The organism is Lysinibacillus sp. NPDC092081, from assembly GCF_044755845.1.
Taxonomy (GTDB): Bacteria; Bacillota; Bacilli; order Bacillales_A; family Planococcaceae; genus Lysinibacillus.
In genome coordinates this window covers 78961-96338 of the sequence record NZ_JBIVRU010000010.1, presented here as the reverse complement: position 1 = coordinate 96338, position 17378 = coordinate 78961, and the positions used below count along the sequence as shown (strand labels likewise).

The 17378-nt window shown below is 35.7% G+C and carries 15 protein-coding genes and 1 pseudogene; 2 read left to right on the top strand and 14 right to left on the bottom strand.

The annotated features are described in order from the left end of the window. Nucleotides 1-54: 54 nt before the first annotated feature. The 4 genes from ACIQLB_RS15400 to ACIQLB_RS15385 all read right to left on the bottom strand — a co-directional run bounded on the left by ACIQLB_RS15400 (nucleotide 55) and on the right by ACIQLB_RS15385 (nucleotide 3319). Nucleotides 55-780, bottom strand: coding sequence for a glycerophosphodiester phosphodiesterase (locus ACIQLB_RS15400; RefSeq protein ID WP_400727362.1), 726 nt, complete (start codon nucleotides 778-780; stop codon nucleotides 55-57). Then, entirely contained in the window at nucleotides 773-2344 is a 1572-nt protein-coding gene (locus ACIQLB_RS15395) for a flagellar assembly protein A (protein ID WP_400727359.1), read from the bottom strand. The genes ACIQLB_RS15400 and ACIQLB_RS15395 overlap by 8 nt, the downstream gene beginning before the upstream one ends. A gap of 321 nt (nucleotides 2345-2665) precedes the next feature. Next, on the bottom strand, nucleotides 2666-2863 hold the full coding sequence (locus ACIQLB_RS15390; protein WP_400727357.1) for a hypothetical protein: 198 nt from the start codon (nucleotides 2861-2863) through the stop codon (nucleotides 2666-2668). Between the two features lie 75 nt (nucleotides 2864-2938). Then, the gene (locus ACIQLB_RS15385) at nucleotides 2939-3319 is read right to left on the bottom strand and encodes a PH domain-containing protein (RefSeq protein WP_400727354.1); all 381 of its coding nucleotides are present in this window, start codon (nucleotides 3317-3319) and stop codon (nucleotides 2939-2941) included. A 635-nt stretch (nucleotides 3320-3954) separates the two neighbouring features. On the opposite strand from ACIQLB_RS15385, the gene ACIQLB_RS15380 reads away from it, so the two are divergent. After that, on the top strand, nucleotides 3955-4620 hold the full coding sequence (locus tag ACIQLB_RS15380) for a hypothetical protein (RefSeq protein WP_400727351.1): 666 nt from the start codon (nucleotides 3955-3957) through the stop codon (nucleotides 4618-4620). Nucleotides 4621-4659: 39 nt separating this feature from the next. Beyond that, a complete protein-coding gene (locus ACIQLB_RS15375) occupies nucleotides 4660-4812 on the top strand; it encodes a hypothetical protein (protein WP_400727348.1) in 153 nt (50 codons plus the stop codon). Between the two features lie 606 nt (nucleotides 4813-5418). Here the strand turns inward: ACIQLB_RS15375 and ACIQLB_RS15370 are convergent. From ACIQLB_RS15370 to dxs, 10 genes and pseudogenes are all read right to left on the bottom strand, one after another. Then, nucleotides 5419-6129 (bottom strand): annotated as a pseudogene (locus ACIQLB_RS15370) (transposase); the annotation flags it as partial. 1742 nt (nucleotides 6130-7871) lie between these two features. After that, a complete protein-coding gene (locus tag ACIQLB_RS15365) occupies nucleotides 7872-8219 on the bottom strand; it encodes a site-specific integrase (RefSeq protein ID WP_400727345.1) in 348 nt (115 codons plus the stop codon). 884 nt (nucleotides 8220-9103) lie between these two features. Next, nucleotides 9104-9274, bottom strand: a complete 171-nt coding sequence (locus ACIQLB_RS15360; RefSeq protein ID WP_400727342.1) for a hypothetical protein — start codon at nucleotides 9272-9274, stop codon at nucleotides 9104-9106. Nucleotides 9275-9626: 352 nt separating this feature from the next. Next, nucleotides 9627-9902: a hypothetical protein gene (locus ACIQLB_RS15355; protein ID WP_400727339.1), complete on the bottom strand. Its 276-nt coding sequence runs from the start codon at nucleotides 9900-9902 to the stop codon at nucleotides 9627-9629. Between the two features lie 183 nt (nucleotides 9903-10085). Further along, nucleotides 10086-10877 carry a sporulation transcription factor Spo0A gene (gene spo0A / locus ACIQLB_RS15350; RefSeq protein ID WP_400727336.1) on the bottom strand — a complete coding sequence of 264 codons (792 nt, stop codon included), beginning with the start codon at nucleotides 10875-10877 and terminating at the stop codon, nucleotides 10086-10088. 329 nt (nucleotides 10878-11206) lie between these two features. Next, a complete protein-coding gene (locus tag ACIQLB_RS15345) occupies nucleotides 11207-12154 on the bottom strand; it encodes a SpoIVB peptidase S55 domain-containing protein (RefSeq protein ID WP_400727333.1) in 948 nt (315 codons plus the stop codon). A gap of 120 nt (nucleotides 12155-12274) precedes the next feature. Then, the gene (recN, locus tag ACIQLB_RS15340; RefSeq protein ID WP_400727330.1) at nucleotides 12275-13966 is read right to left on the bottom strand and encodes a DNA repair protein RecN; all 1692 of its coding nucleotides are present in this window, start codon (nucleotides 13964-13966) and stop codon (nucleotides 12275-12277) included. Nucleotides 13967-14001: 35 nt separating this feature from the next. Further along, nucleotides 14002-14451, bottom strand: a complete 450-nt coding sequence (gene ahrC, locus ACIQLB_RS15335; protein WP_053483721.1) for a transcriptional regulator AhrC/ArgR — start codon at nucleotides 14449-14451, stop codon at nucleotides 14002-14004. A 100-nt stretch (nucleotides 14452-14551) separates the two neighbouring features. Next, nucleotides 14552-15370 (bottom strand): TlyA family RNA methyltransferase, encoded by an 819-nt coding sequence (locus ACIQLB_RS15330; RefSeq protein ID WP_400727327.1) that lies wholly within the window; start codon nucleotides 15368-15370, stop codon nucleotides 14552-14554. After that, nucleotides 15370-17271, bottom strand: a complete 1902-nt coding sequence (dxs, locus tag ACIQLB_RS15325) for a 1-deoxy-D-xylulose-5-phosphate synthase (protein WP_400727324.1) — start codon at nucleotides 17269-17271, stop codon at nucleotides 15370-15372. The genes ACIQLB_RS15330 and dxs overlap by 1 nt, the downstream gene beginning before the upstream one ends. Nucleotides 17272-17378: the final 107 nt, after the last annotated feature.

Sequence of the window (17378 nt, the reverse complement as noted above, 5' to 3'; positions counted from 1 at the left end):
AAGTCTCAACAGACTTATTTGGATAGCTATTTTTATCTTCATTCATCAGAATGATTAACGTTGCTGTTTCGCAATTACTTTATCAGGAAAATCAGTAATCCAACCAATGACAGAAGGATGCGGATTCAATAAAAATGTTTCATCCCCATCAATTGCATAAAAACGACATGCTTTATCACTTGTTACACAGGCCTCTAAATATCTTGGTTTATAATACCTTTTATGCATATGAACACTGTCAATAGCTTTGTAATCACTAAGCAAATCCCATTTTATTTTTTTTGTTGCTATAAGTGCTGTTTCATAGTCCGGCTTATATTGTTTCACAATCTCCAGAAGCTCATAGTGAAACGATGAAAAATGACTGCCAGCAGGTAAAATAAGCCCTTGAAGCATTTGAATAAGTGCGCTTTTATTATCGAGGATTGTTGATTTTAATTCGATATTAAGAGGTAGTTGTTGTGAATTTGCCCATGCTAAAACTACATCAAACGTCGGAATTTTATACGTTGAAAATAATCGCCTCCACGGCTTCCCAAGTTTAAAGCTTACTAGCTCCTCAATCGTACATTCGTTCACAAGCTTATTGATGCCAACCAATCTTGACAGTTGTGGATCATGATACACAATCGGAATGCCCTCTTTGGAAAGCTGGATATCTAATTCAATCCCATCTGCCCCTAGCTCTAATGCCTTTTCAAAAGCCTTCAAGGTATTTTCAAGTGCATACGCTGAAGCCCCACGATGTGCAAATACAGGAATGAAAGATTCACTAGACATTTAACTCACCGAATTCGATAAGAAATTTACCATTTGTCACCTTGCTTAATAAGGATGATTTTTTACCAATTTGAATATAGGTACCAGGATGAGCTTCCTTCGTTACAATAATTTCCTCTTTTCCAGCATGACGCATTTCATCCACTATTAGCTTTACCTCACGATCAATTGTCATTGCTTCCGCTTTCAATTTTGTTAAGCTTTGTTTTGTTTCCTCAAATGTAGCTATCTGTTCCTTAGACATTTGGCTAAGGAGTGGCAGTAAGCTTTTAATTTTCCCCTCGTGCTCAGAGATTTCTGATTGCAGCGACTTAAGCTGCGTTGCTTTCTCTTGCATAATAGAATAGCTTGCCTGTTTATTAACACTTTCAATGATCAAGTCAGTTCGGCGCTCTAAACGATTTCCCGAGATGGCAGTGACGATTGTATTCTTGGCAACTGCACGGCCCCCAATAATTTTCCCTTTTCGTTCGTCCACAAAGATTGAATGTGCAGAGAGCTGTGATCCCAATGCATAAAATCCTATATGAATGCTGTCAGCTGCAACTAGATTTGCCTCATTGACATGCTTAACGAAAATATTGCCACCTGCCTCTACAAGAGTTGAGCCTAGACCAAAAATCCCTCCACGAATATAAACGTCACCTTCAATGGATTTAATAAGTTTGGCACCGCTTACACCTTCAGCACCCTCGATGGAAATATCTCCAGTAGCAATGACTGTATAGCCTGATGTAACTGTTCCTTTAATGCTTAAAGAGCCATTAAATTCGAGATTCCCTGTTTCAACGCCAACGTCCCCATTAATTGGTAAATGTCTATTAACACCAATCATGCCTTTAACATCATCTAATACACCAGCTATTTTTGAACGGATGACAATTTTCCCATCCTCTTCTACTTCATAAGCTGATTTTTTATCGTATCGTATAGGGAAATCACGACCTGGTACAGCAGACATAATTTCGCCTAGTACATTTTTCCCTGGTTTACCTAATGTCGCAGGGATTTTCTCGCCCAGCCATGAACCCTCGGAAATTTCAGAAATAAAGTTCATGTCATAATAATCAGCTTTCCCATCTTCGCGAATTACTGGCTTTCTCTCTGGTTTAGGTAAGTATGTAATTTGTGCATCTGTTCCTGCTACAGGTGGAGTTCCTTGTGCAATTAAAAATGCTTTTCCTGGCTCAATCTTAGAAATATCAAATTCTAATATTCCATGAACAATACGTTCATTCTCGATTGTTTCCAGAATTTGTTGAGTTAATTTTTCTTTATTCTTTAGAATATAATCATGTGTCTCATATACAAATATTGAGGCAGACATTTTATCCCGTGCAGTTTCTGCTTCAACATTCGGTAGCCAGCGTCCAATTTCAACAGGGCTTGTGCTTTCTGTTGCTAAGACATTTTTTAATATTGAAAAATTCGACAATTTAAGTCGGGGATGACTACGTAATATGCTATCAAATTCTTTTAATGGAAAACCGGCACTGTAAGTAAGCATATATACCTTGCCATTATCTTCCGTTATTTCAAATTTATCATTCCGAACTAGAATCAAGCTACCTCCTCCTTCCCTCTAACTGTAAGTATATACAATCTATTTACATTTGTTTAGAGACAATTGTCACTACTAAGAAAGAATTTACCCATACTTTGTAAGTAATACATTCAAACTTCCTTTTAATTTTCACGTCAATATTAGTCGATTTATACTATAAAAAGGTAAGGTTTTTCTCAATCTCAAAAATCCAGCTACCTTAATTGTTTAAATTCCACTGTTGAAAATCAGGAAATTCACAAAATCTTCAACAAAATGAAATAATAGATAATGTATCTGTCATAATTTTCACAAATATGCATTAGGCCTTCAATACTATAGCTACGAGTCATTCTCTAGAATATCCTCAATGCGAATATGTGCGCCTAGCTGATCGAAATTTAGAAGCTGTTCGCGCGTCATATAGTAAATGCTAATGCTTCCATTAATCCCAAGCCGCACCTCAAATAAATTATTATCGTCTATCTGCGTTATTTCTAACGAGTTATTTTGGTCAAGTTGTAAGTTTACGCTTTTCATATGTTATCACCTGATTGAATTATATACGTTCAAGCAAAAATAAACGACCAACAATCTTTTGGCCGTTAAAATTTATTACTTACCTAATACATATTCTGCTAGAACACTTTGAATTTTATATATGTTTGTTGATTTATTAAAGTTTTTCTGTATCGGTAATTCACTACCTGAAACCCAAATTTTTAACTCTGCATCTAGATCAAACGTTCCCGCAGTTTCAACTGCAAAATGGAGAATATTCTTATATGGAATTGAGTGATATTGCGTTTTCTTCCCAGTTACTCCTTGTTTATAGATTAAGATAAGTCTTTTATCCGTAAAAATAAAAGTGTCTCTTATAATTTTATAGGCATTCTTAATTGTTTCATTTGGCGTTAATAAATCTTTAACTTCTTCCTGTAATTTTTCTAAATTCACTTCACTCGCATTACCTATTATCCCATCAAATAACCCCATCTTCATTCCCCCTCCAAATGACCATTCTCCATTTAAAATATGAGATTATTTTTCCATACATTCAATGCGTCACTGTTAAACTTCAAATGTTTATTCTCCTGATTAAAAAATGAAATTATTACTACCATTAAGTAGTTAAGAATACTTGTAGAATAATTATTTAGCGAAAAAACGCTTTTAAGTTACGTCATAACTCGCTATTGTCGTTTTACTCACCCGGTTTACCAAAATCGCCTCGTCTTTCTAAATAGCTTACAGAAGTTTTATTGGTACTTACCTCGAACTTGCCTATTTCTTCGATTAAACAGATATAAGCTCTTCCATGCTCTGCTTCAACGTTTTAATATCATCTCTTTCGAATTTAACGATCAATTTCGATTCTTAGATATAAAAATACGCCTATAAATGCGAATCTTGTCTGCAATCATTGCTATTTTTATTCTGTTTTGTTAATTTATCCCGGTAATAATATGTAAGAATAATCTTGATCCCTTCCTATTTAATACCCCCGAAAGCATAGCAATCTTTATGCACTTTTCTTTAATTGAGAGAATATTAAAAATTGACAATGTATTACATCTTATATATATTTATATTGTTGGAATTTGTCATCAATTTAAAAAGGAGGAATTTTTTTGAAAAAAATATCGATTTATTTCCTATCATTTGTTCTGTTTTTATCTTTCTTTGGATCTGATGTAAAAGCTGCGGAAAGAGTTGATAATGAAACATCGGAGATAATAGATGGAAGAATACTTAGCTCAATGGAATTGGACGAACTCCTTAACTCAAATAAAGAGTTTACTGTTGAACTATCTGACCAACAGGTAGCTGAGCAATATTCAAAAATAAAAGGCGTTACAATTCAAGAAGCTTACTTAAAATTATCCGATTATAACAAACATGATAAAACCATTTCTCCAAAGGCAGAGTCCTGTTCATGGTTTGCGACAAACACAGAAATCCCGCTTTTCGGAAAAACTTACAGACCCCTTTTACAAGTATATGTACAGATATGTAGTACAGGTGGTACAAAATATATTAATACAAACACGCAACCACTTATACAAGAATTTGTAGCTAATCAAATCTCTTTTTCAGGCTCAATCAGAGTGGAACTTAATAATGGTCATTTCTTATTTCTGATCAATGGAAATTTTTATAATTCAACATCAACTTCTTTAACTGGTACAGTAGGGGTTGGAAACATCTTCACCGCATCCTTCTCTGCTGCTTCTTCAAATAGTTATTATGCATCATTAACAACAGGTCTAACAAAACGTGATGTTTTAGGTTACTAGCCCATTTTTTTGTTTTTCATCATTATTGAAGGCAGTTCAATGAAAAAACTACTATCTATTATGCTAGGTACTCTCTTGATAATAGTCGGCTATGGTACTAACATATCAAATAACAAAATGTATAAGGGAAATAGTTTAACAGTTGGCATCATCGGTCCATTTGTGAAGAAAAAGTTATCTTTGAAAAAATAACTTTTGATGATCTGAAAAAAGCACACAAAAAATTTCAGACCACCTCAGATGCTGTTATTATAACTAAAGAATTTCTTTCAGAAGCAGATGATGAGCAATATGTTGCTGTCTATAATGAATTAGAGATTCCGACATTCTTTATACAATCCACTAAAGTTCACGTCCCTTTTGTCAATGAAGGGGTGGATTATGATATATTTATTGACATCCAACCTTTGAGTTATGCAATTGGTTATTTAAATACTTCAACTGACAAAGAAATCAAGTATGAAACTTGGAGATATGAGCTTATAGATCATGAGGAGAACAACTTAAACATCCAAGAGTTGTATTCAAGAATATTTCGAACTATTGATTCTCTTAAATAGAAAATGCATTCAAAGTCATGGTGACATCCAACAACACAACATTCTATAAAAACACACGAAAAAGAATATAAAGTAGTGGTCAAGGACACAATAAAAAAAGAGATTTAGCAACTAGAAGATGATTCCTATATTAAATGAGGTCACTGAAAAACATACGTTTTGTATGACGGCTTAACTTTTTAGATAAAAACAAGGTACATTTTGTTCGAATCGAACAGAATGTACCTTGTTTTTTTGTCTATTCCTTCTTTTTTTCACTTAGAAGTTTCAATATTCGTTTCAGATTGACGGCGAATATTGTTGAGGCTCCTTGTATTTCCATGCCAAATAAGCCCGCTGTTTTAGGCGGATTTTTTAATTCACTATTTTTCGCTTCAATTTTATACCGTTTTTTCGCAAGTATTTTAAATTCATCTGTTTCTTGAAGAATAATTTGATCTTTATGTTCCATAGATTTAATTCTGATAGAGTATGTTTTACTTTTGGATCCTTCTTTATAGCACCCTTCACGTAATGAACAAACCTTACATTTTTCTATGTCAAAGGAGTATGTTTCTGCTTGATTAGCGCCTTGATTTTTCTTTCCTGTTCGGGCTTTTTGAATAGCCATGTGCCCTGGACACACATACATGCCTGCGTCTTTATTAAAATCAAAGATTACTTTTCGATGTGAAGTTTCTCCACTAATGTTTGGGTTTAATTTCGAAATTAATTGAAACGCATCTGCTTTGGCATATTGTAAATTATCTTTCCCAGAGTAAGCCGTATCACCAATGACCGTATCAATTTCCATCCCTGTCTCTTTTCTTTTTTCGATTAATTCTTGAAGATAGTGTCCGTCACTTTTTTCACCTGTTGTGACAATGGCAGCTGTAATGATTCGCTCATCACTCATCGCAATATGGGTTTTGAAACCAAAGAAAGCCGAGTCCTTATATCTTCTTGATAATGCATATTTTTCCCTCTCCCATCTAATATTCGAATTGAAGTAATCAGCAATTTATTTCGCAAAGGAACACTCTGATAAAAATCTGGTTTTTCGTTAAAATAAATACAAGAAACACACAAAAGTAACATAATAATATACACAAAAGAGATTCCATGTACTAAACAACAAAAAAGGGAGCCAACTTTTCGTCTCTAGAACCAATTACCAAGCTGTTTAAACCTCACCTAGCATTAATAGACCCGCTGATAGAAGCTCCTCTTCTCTCTCTCAAGCTCTTCTGATAAGTCCAGAAAAGAATTATTTTAACTAGATATTTAATAAAAATTTTTTAATCAAAAAATGTCTTTTCTACATCACCTATGTTTATTTCTCCATTAACATAATTAAAAATTTCACCTTCACTAACTTCTATATTTGTCTTGTCTGTATCATATATAGTACATTCAATTTCAAATGAATTTTCGGTTGGTGAATTAGAAACAAAATTATAATGTATTCTTCCTCTAAAATTAATTTTATGTATGTCAAATTTATATGTTAACTCAACCCAACTTGTATTCTCTGGAATAATATTATCTTCTTTGAAAAGCAATGTATTTGTAGAATATCGAACTACATAATCAGTCGACTTAATGCTACGCTTGCACCATTATCGTGCAAGCGTAGCATAAGCTCTTCTAATCGCATGAGTATTTAAATTTGCACCAAGCATCTATTTCGAATTGACAACTGTTTACGCCCTCCCTATCATGAAGACGGTTGAGTTGAAACGGCTCCTGCAAAAATGCCTTGCCTAGTTCTCAATAAACCAAATATGACTTAAAGGTACAAGACAAGACATTCAGCATAATTTTATGAATCCGTATATCCTTGTATCCGTATCGTATGTCCTTGTTAAATGCGTTCTCTCAAACAATACATCTACTAATCTACTAATCTACTTCTGCCCCCGATAGTTACACTAGATTATGATTTGTCATAAAATTGTGATGTGTGATGTATCCTATGTGACCGTAACCACTCAAACATGCTGTAATTTGCCTTCTACAAGCTTAATAACCTCTCTATATTAATTTTTGGTATATAAGGTCGATTCTGTTGTTCAATCGATTAAAACCGCTTCTAAACATCTAAATTATTCAGTGCGACTTTGCCTCTGATATTTCTTCATCACTTCTTTATCCGCAAAATCCAAGTAGATTTGTCCGGTTATTTCTAAACTTGCATGTCCTAATAATCGAGAAAGTGTCACTAAGTCTCACCATTGACCAAATAGCGTTTGGCAAAGTTATTACGTAGTAAATGCGGTGATATTTCTAAGCCAACATCCTTACTCCGCAAGCGAAAAGAACCCTCAACACCCTCTCCTTTCACCTTCGTTCCATGTATTGTCGAAAAAACGTAATCCGAGTTTGAATATCTATCTTTGTAGTCCAAACCAAGACTTAAGATTGCGCCTAGTCTTGTCACTAAAATATACAAAGCGTTGTTTCTTATTTTTTGTATTGCGGAGAAGCAACGCATTGGCTCGTAAATCAATATCGGACGGAACAATATCTAACAGTTCACCAATCTGAGATTCCGTATCAAAAATCAAACGTGCTACTATCCAATCTCTGTACTGGTTAAACTTTGTCACATAAATGCTTTAAAGAATTGCTTTAGCTGGTTATCCTCTAACATGACTTTCATTTTCCGCTCAGGCCTCACATTCTCAACGTTTTTCATTGGATTAGTGCGAATCACCTGCTCTTGATACAAGTAAGAGAAAAAAACATCTTGATATTTCTTGTATAGTTTGAAATCGTACTATTCGATATCTTCTTACCAAAATCTTCTCTAGCCTTTGGATTGTTATTTGCTTTGTCATTGATCGTCATTTCATATTTGCCACGCTCAGATAATTTTCGCATATAACTTCTCAAATGCTCTGCCTTCACATTCTTAGGTGAATCAATTTCAAATTCATCAAACATCCATTTTGCGTATAGCTTTAAGGTTTGTTCGTACGACTTCATTGTTTTTACAGCTAGCCCTTTTGCCGCACAATCAAGCATAAAACGGTCTATTTCAATATCGAAATCAGTCAAAAAAACACCTCCATGAACGGGATTTTCCCCATAAATGAATGTGTTTCATAGTTTAATTCAATTAATTAACATTAGTTATATGAACTCTGTAGTTAGTCAGTATAAATTCAATAAATTCTCTCTAAATAAGTCCTGTAATCCCTTGTAGCTCTAGGCTTAGCTCGCCATCATATCATACGAATCTTGTCTGCAATCATGCGATGAATTCGCTATTTGTCGGCTTCGATTTTAAATGATGTACCAGATAACGAACATTCGTTCTACTCCATGCATTATAGAACAACCTTTCTTATTTGACAATAAAAAAATGCCAACCACGAATTATGAGGAAGGCGAAATTACGCACTATTCACCATAAAAATTAACTCCAGTCAAATTCTCGTCTCTATGTACCATACCGATTACATCATAACCTTGTTCGCTATTGAAAGGATTGAGAAATCGATTCTTCTTTTTTATGTTTGAGGAGAGGATAAAAAAATCAATAAATATCAAAAAGCATAAGCTTTTTTGAAGTGACCCCTAAAAGTTAGACACGGTTATTTCATTAGGCAGCGGTTAGGGCATGGGTTCGATAAGTGGTGGAATATTTAAAGGACACCTCCGAGAAGAAGTGCCCCATACTACCTTTTTTAAATGACTAGCAATCCGAATTCATCGGTACTTTCTTTTTTACTAGTTCGTCTATGTAATACTCTTTAAGCCAAACTTCCAATTTCATTCTTTCTTCTGAACACATATGTGATTTCATAGTTACTTGTAGTTCTTCAATAACTTCTTTAGCAGTCTTTAAATTCATTTATATCCAACCTTTCCATAAGGTTCATAATATTCCATATGCGATTGTATTACAATACCTAATTTTCCTCTTATAGAAGATAGTCTTATGAAATCAATAAGATAACCCAACAATTAACACTTGCACTTTCTTCAGTATCCTTATTAGTGCCTCTAATTTCTTTAACCACTTCTTCCAATTCCACAGACGCTTCTTTAAATTTTTGTACAACTTCAATTGGTATTGGAATTTGAATACCGCTAAGTTCATCTGTCATAAAACGATTTCTAAAAGTTGTCAAATGGTAATCTAAATTTTCTAATCTATCTAATATACGTTCACCGCTGTCTCAGTGTCATGTTTTCTCCATTCCATTCGGTTTTTTAATCTCAGTAAGCATTTTCTTCAATTTTTCATTCGTATTCATGTAGTAGTACCTCAAAAATGTTATAAAAAAATTTCGCAAAAAAATTTATGTAAATTGCCTTCAAAGTCTGTGTGAAAATTTTCAATATCAATCGTCACATTTCACACAATCACGGTATTGATCGAATTTCGTTACGTCGAAAGAACGGAAAAACTATTTTAGTTCATTTTCTTCGAGCATAACTTTGATTTTTCGCTCCGGTTTAACATTCTTTAAATCCTTCAAAGGATTGTTGCGAATAAAACGCTTTTAAATTACGTACAAAATTCGCTATTGTCGTTTTACCCACCGACTTACCAAAATTGCCTCGTCGTTCTTGATAGTTTACAGGCGTTTCATCAGGACTTACCTCGAACTTGCATCTTTCTTCGATCGGACGAATACAAGCTCGTACATGCTCTGCCTTGACGCTCTTAACGTCAATCCATTTCAAAGTTATCCAAGAGAAACCTTGCGAATAGTCTAAGCGTTTGTTCATACGATTTTAATGTTTTAGGCGGAACAAACTAACATATAACGGTCAATTTCGATTTTTAGACATAAAAAATACGCCCTCTCAAACAGTCGGCGTAAACTGTCTAAAAAGGCGTTATAAAATACGTTGTATAATTGCAATAAATAATAAGTTTTATCGATCATTCTCCGCTAAGCCTGTCGTCGTTTAACTAGCCATCATATCAATGCGAATCTTGTCCGCAATCATCGCGATAAATTCACTATTTGTCGGCTTCGATTTTAAATGATGTACCGTATAACCAAACATCGATGAAATCGATTCATAATTGCCACGATTCCATGCGACTTCAATGGCATGACGAATCGCACGTTCAACTCGTGATGGCGTTGTATTGAATTTTTTAGCGATTTCTGGATATAAAATTTTCGTCACAGAGCCTAATAACTCGATATCTTCGAATACCATCTGAATAGCCTCTCGCAAATATGAGTAACCTTTAATATGTGCAGGAACGCCAATTTCTTTAATAATGGCTGTAATTGTGCTGTCTAATTGATGTTGATTTAATTTTTGAGGTGCCGCTGGTTGTAAAACACTTGTCTTTTTAGGAAGTGTTGCCTTCTGTCCAGCACAATGTAAGATCTTTTGAACCAATTGATCAAATTCAAATGGCTTTAGCATGAAATAGGATGCACCTAAGTCTACAGCCTGTTTCATCACATCTTCTTGACCAAAAGCAGTTAACATTATAACTTGAATTGATGACATTCTTTCATTTTGATACATCGACTCTAAAACAGCTAACCCATCAAGATGTGGCATGATTATATCTAGAAGTAAAATATCTGGAGTGAATTCCTCTAGCATTTGTAAACAAACTTTCCCATTTGAAGCAGTTGCAATTATTTCAATTTCATGATGCCCTTGAAAATACTGCTCCATCGTTTTTAATAACTCACGATTATCATCTGCAATCGCTACCTTAACCTTTGTCATTTAAATTCCTCCTTCTGAACTATGCTTTGAATCACTTCAAAGCGTTACCTATCCCCTAATGCATTTTTTTGCACACTGTGGAATTTTCGACATTTTTGTTTTAAAAACCTTTTCTATTTCCAAAAATGAGTATGTAGTCCGATACTTTCTTTTTATATCGACAAGTTATGATAAATACCTAATGCTTATACCATTTATTTTAGTGAAAAAATTGAGATAAAACTACAGTTTTTTTTAACTATCGCTAATCGCTTCATAAATAAACGAAATACTTGGTGAACAAGATATTTTCATGAAAGAATGGAGCTACCTCTAGGCAGCTCCTTTGTTTATGATGATTTTTTTAACATTTCTGCTACTGTAAGTGCTGCTCCTTTTTTCGGCTCCTCCACAAACATATGTGTAACCGCACCTACAAAACGACCGTCTTGAATGATAGGACTGCCACTCATCCCCTGCAAAATACCGCCTGTTTTTTCAATGAGCTTCTTGTCAGTTACTATGAATTCAAGGCGTTCATTTTCGACCTTTGTAATTTCAATTGAAAAAGTTTCCACCTTACTGCCCTCGATCGCCGTGTAGATTTCAGCCTTCCCTGTTTTTATATCCTTTTCATGCATAATTTCAATTGCTTTAGGTAATCTTTGTTGATAACCGTCTTCCCAACGGCCAAAAATCCCATAAACTGTATTTTTATCTATACTCCCTAATCGATCCTGATGTTTTTCAATGGAGGATATTTTATAGCCAGGTTGGCCAGGTATACTTTTACGAATTTGCTGAATCGAAGCTAAAAAAATGGAGCCAGCATGAAAAATAGGGGCTTCTTGTAAAGTTGAATCAACGATTTGGTGGCCTAACGCACCGTAATTTTTTGTCTCTGGATCAATGTATGTCAATGTTCCTACTCCATCTGTTTCATCTTTTAGAAAGGAAATAACATGTTCTGCTTCTTGCTCCTGTAACTCAAGTGTCACTTCTTTTCCTTCATTTTTTATCGTCCATTTCTGTTGCCCTTGCCGAGCAACAGCTTGTTTGGCATCTGCAAGCGTTTTTACTGTAATATCATTTATTTTTTCAATAACAGCGCCTCCTTTCATCCATTGATTGGAAGCTAATAGCACATCATGTGCTACAAATACATGTGATAAATGAAGTTGAATTCCAATTGCTTCGCCCATCGGAATAAGCTTTTTTGCAGCAAAAGCATTTACGGGCATGAATAATAAAACGATGAGCATAGGCAAAATGACAAATTGACGCCAACGACGATACATACGACACCTCCTTTTTGTTTTTGTCTTTTTACTATGTGTTGTTGTGGCATTCTTATAAGCGGTAAATATTTGTGCAAAAAGAAAAAAACCAGAAACAACGAGCTGTTTCTGGATTCTTAGCTATCTCATTTGTTTTTTTCGTTCATTAGCCATTTTTAAGAGCTCTGTTGCGTGCTGCAAAGTTAAATCTGTAATTTCCGCTCCAGATATCATGCGACTAACCTCTTCAATACGAGCATCCGTATCTATTTCCAGCAATGACGTAAATGTTCGATCATGCTCTACTTCTTTTTTAATAAAATAATGATGATCGGCCATCGCAGCCACTTGTGGTAAATGCGAAATACATAAAACTTGCGAGTTAATGGATACTGCTGCAATTTTTTCTGCGATTGCTTGGGCTACACGACCACTTACACCTGTATCTACCTCATCGAAAATAATAGATGTTATGCCATTAGAGGATGAGAAAATCGTCTTTAACGCAAGCATCATACGCGATAATTCTCCACCAGAAGCAATTTTCGGTAAAGATTTTGGCGGCTCGCCTACATTTGTAGAAATATAAAAAATCACTTGATCTTTACCATTCGCATCAAAGTAAGGTAATTCATCAAAATTAACAATAAATTTTGCTTTTTCCATATGTAATTCACGTAGTTCGGCCATAATAGCTTCACTTAAGTTATATGCAGCATTCTTTCGTATAGTAGAAAGTTCTGCAGCAAGCTCATTTAGTACCGCTTCCATTTCCAGTACTTTTCGTTCTTTTACTTGCAAAATTTCGTCTCGATTTAAAAGCTCATTTAGCTCTGTTTTAATTTTATCGTAATACGCTAAAATCTCTTCAACTGTTGAGCCATATTTACGCTTCAAATTTTGTAATAAGGCTAAACGTTGCTCAACTTCATTTAAACGAGCAGGATCAAATTCTAATTCGTCCAAGACATTTTTGACCTGGTAGGCAGCATCCTGTAACGCATAAAATGCAGTAGTGACGGATTCTGATGCCTCTTTAAATTGATCGTCAACAGTTGCAGCATCCTCTAAAGCACCCATTGCATTGCCAATCCAGTCAAGTCCTTTTGAATCACCTTGAATAGCTTCATACGCTGCACTTGAGCGTTCGAAAATCTTATTGAAATTCATTAGACGGCGACGTTCATCAAGTAGCTCATCTTCCTCGCCAAGTTTTAAATTGGCATCCTCCAGCTCTTTCATTTGAAATTGGTACAAATCAATACGTTGCGCCATTAACTGTTCATCAATCGAAATCGAAGCTAATTCTTTTTTAAGTGAACGATATTCATCATATTGGGAACTGTACAAATCTAGAATTGGTGTAAGTTGTTCTTCAGCAAAATGGTCAAGCAAATAGATATGCCGTTTTTCATCCATAAGTTCTTGATTTTCATGCTGTCCATGAATATCGATGAGACTAGACCCAATATCACGTAGTACAGATAATGGTACAAGTTTACCATTTACTCGACAAACACTTTTTCCAGAATCATTTAAATCACGGCGTAAAATAATAGTATCTTCCTCAATTTCAATGCCTGCCTCTTCAAGTTTTTTATGAACAGGATGCCCAGAACTTGAAATTTGAAATAAACCACCTAATTCAGCCTTTTTTGCTCCATGACGAATAAATTCCGAATTCCCTCGGCCGCCAGCAAGTAAATGCACTGCATCGATAATAATTGATTTTCCTGCACCTGTTTCACCTGTTAAAACAGTTAAACCACCTGAAAAACTAACTGTTAAATCCTCAATGATGGCAAAGTTTCGAATACTAAGCTCTCTTAACACAAAATGTCACCTCTGTATCAAATTACCTTGCTATTTTATAGCATGTCTAATAAGCGATTTTTTGTATTTTCACGCTCATCTTCGTTACGACAAATAATTAAAATAGTATCGTCTCCAGAAATAGTACCTAAAATTTCAGGCCAATCTAAATGGTCAAGTAGTGACGCAATAGCATTGGCATTACCTGGAAGTGCCTTCATTACTAAAAAGTGTGATGCACCGTCAATGCTGACAAAAGCATCGGCTAACGCACGGTGTAATTTTTGTATAGGATTGAAACGCTGGTCTGCGGGCAAGCTATATTTATAGCGTCCATCCTGTAAAGGCACTTTAACAAGATGGAGTTCTTTAATATCACGTGATACTGTTGCTTGTGTCACATTATAGCCTGCATCCTTTAAAAAATCGACTAAATCATCTTGTGTTTCAATTTCATGGTTGGCAATAATGTCCCGAATTCGTATATGTCTTTGTCCTTTGTTCATATCGGTCACCTCTTATAAATAGTTAGATATTTGTATATTTACACTACCATTTTAAACATAAAAGCACAAGAAAAAACACGGCTCTATAAACGAGCACGTGTTATTTTAGTGCACTATGCGCTTCTTCAACGAGTGCATTAAAAGCTGTATATGCAGGAATTTCTTCATTACCAATAGGATTCACTAAATGGAATAAAAATTCAATATTTCCTTCGCCTCCTGTAATTGGCGAAAACGAAGCATCCTTTACGACAAAGCCAACCTCTGTCGCCATTGCAGCTGTCTTTTCTAAAACTTCTAAATGTACTTTTTTATCACGAACAATACCTTTTTTACCAACTTTATCTTTCCCAGCTTCAAACTGAGGCTTCACCAGTGCCATTACATCGCCACCTGGCATTAACAATGTTTTTAAGACAGGTAAAATAAGCGATAATGAAATAAAGCTAACATCAATTGTTGCAAATTCTGGTAAGCCCTCTGATAAATCTGCCGCTGTCGTATAACGGAAATTCGTTTTTTCCATTACAGTTACACGTTCATCAGATCGGATTTTCCATGCTAGTTGGTTGGAACCAACATCCAGTGCATAACCATGTCTTGCACCATGCTGTAGTGCGCAATCGGTAAACCCTCCTGTAGAGGAGCCAATATCAAGCATTAGCTTCCCCTCTACAGACATATCAAAAATTTGTAGCGCTTTCTCAAGTTTCAAGCCGCCACGACTAACATATTTTAAATCAGAGCCTTTTACTTGTAGTGGTGCATCTATAGCAATTTTTTCCCCCGCCTTATCGATGCGAGTTTCGTTAGAAAAAACAAGCCCTGCCATAATAGAGCGCTTTGCTTTTTCTCGCGTTTCGCATAGCCCACGCTCTACAAGTAAAATGTCTACACGTTCTTTTGGTTGTTTTGTCATTATTTATTCAAACCTACTTGCTGTTTTTGTTGAAGTAACACATGCATACGTGCCACTGTATCCTCAGCCGTCATATGAATTTCAGCGAGAAGCTGATCTACATTACCATGCTCAATAAAATGATCAGGTATTCCCATGCGATCGATTATTGCACTTAAATAGCCATGGTCATGGGCAAATTCTATTACACCACTACCAAAACCACCTTGTAGGACTGCTTCTTCAATCGTCAATATTGGTTTATGGCTTGTTAATATACGGTGAAGCATATCCTCATCCATCGGTTTAATGAAACGAGCATTGACTACTTCTATCTCTACACCTTGCTGTGCTAGAATAGTGGCTGCTTCCATTGCCATAGGAATCGTCGTACCAAAGGTTAAAATCGTTGCATCCTTACCTTCACGTAACACTTCCCAGCTGCCAATTGGTAACGTCATAAGCTCATCATCTAATGGAACGCCTATACCATTACCTCGTGGATAACGTAACGCAATTGGACCGCCATCATAGTCGATGGCTGTTTTCACCATATGCTGACCTTCATTTTCATCTTTTGGCATCATAATTGTCATATTTGGTATATGACGAAGGAATGCAATATCAAATACGCCTTGATGTGTTTCACCATCTGCACCAACTAAGCCTGCACGGTCAATGCCAATAAAGACATTTAGGTTTGGACGTGCGATATCATGTAATACTTGGTCATAAGCTCGTTGAAGGAATGTTGAGTAAATGGCTAAAAATGGCTTCATTTTTTGTGTTGCTAGACCTGCTGCCATCGTTGCTGCATGTTGTTCAGCGATTCCCACATCGAAGAAACGTTCTGGGAAATCCTTTTGGATACCTTGTAATTTCGAGCCCACTGGCATTGCGGGAGTAATTGTGACAACTCGTTTATCCTCATGGGCAATTTTGCGAACTGTCTCAGCAATCAAACTACTCCAAGCTGGGCCTTTCGCCTCTGACTTTACAAAGGCACCATTTTCAATTTTATAAGGACCTGTTCCGTGCCAATTACCAATTGTATCATCTTCAGCAGGTTTATATCCTTTGCCTTTTTTCGTAATAACATGAACGAGCACTGGGCCTTTTACTTTTTTAGCCTGTGATAATGTTGTCTCAAGAGCATCGAAATCATGTCCATCAATCGGTCCTAGATATTTAAAGCCTAGCTCCTCAAAGAACACACCTGATACCACTAAATATTTTAAGCTATCTTTTAAGCGCTCAGCCGTTGAAGCAAGCTTACCACCTAATACAGGAATCTTATTAATGAGCGATTCCAGTTCTTCTTTTGCTTTTGAATATTCCTTGGCTGTACGAAGACGTCCTAATACATTGTGTAACGCTCCGACGTTTGGAGCGATTGACATTTCATTATCGTTTAAAATGACAATCATATTTGTTTCAGCATGGCCTATATGGTTTAATGCCTCCAGTGCCATACCGCCAGTTAAGGCTCCATCTCCAATAATTGGTATCACGAAGTTCTTTTCATTTTTGATATCACGTGCTGCTGCCATACCCATGGCTGCTGACAAAGATGTCGAGCTATGACCTGTCTCCCACTCATCATGTTCACTCTCCACACGCTTTGGAAAACCACAAAGCCCTTTGAACTGACGTAATGTGTCAAATTGATTTGCACGACCTGTCAAAATTTTATGCACGTAAGCTTGGTGGCCAACATCCCATAAAAACTTATCTTGTGGACTGTCAAACATTTTATGGAGCATAATCGTAAGCTCCACAACACCTAGGTTCGGTCCGATATGACCACCTGTGACAGAACATTTTTCAATTAAGAAGGTACGAATTTCTTGTGCAAGTCGCTCAAGACCCTTCTTATCTAAGTTTTTTAAAAAGGCTGGACTAGTTATCTTATTTAAATCCACCTTTCTCACACACCTTTTCAATAAATTATTCACCGTAATTGTGTTTCCACCATTATAACAGTGTTATTAATATGCTAAAAGTACGAACACTTTACTGTTTGCACATC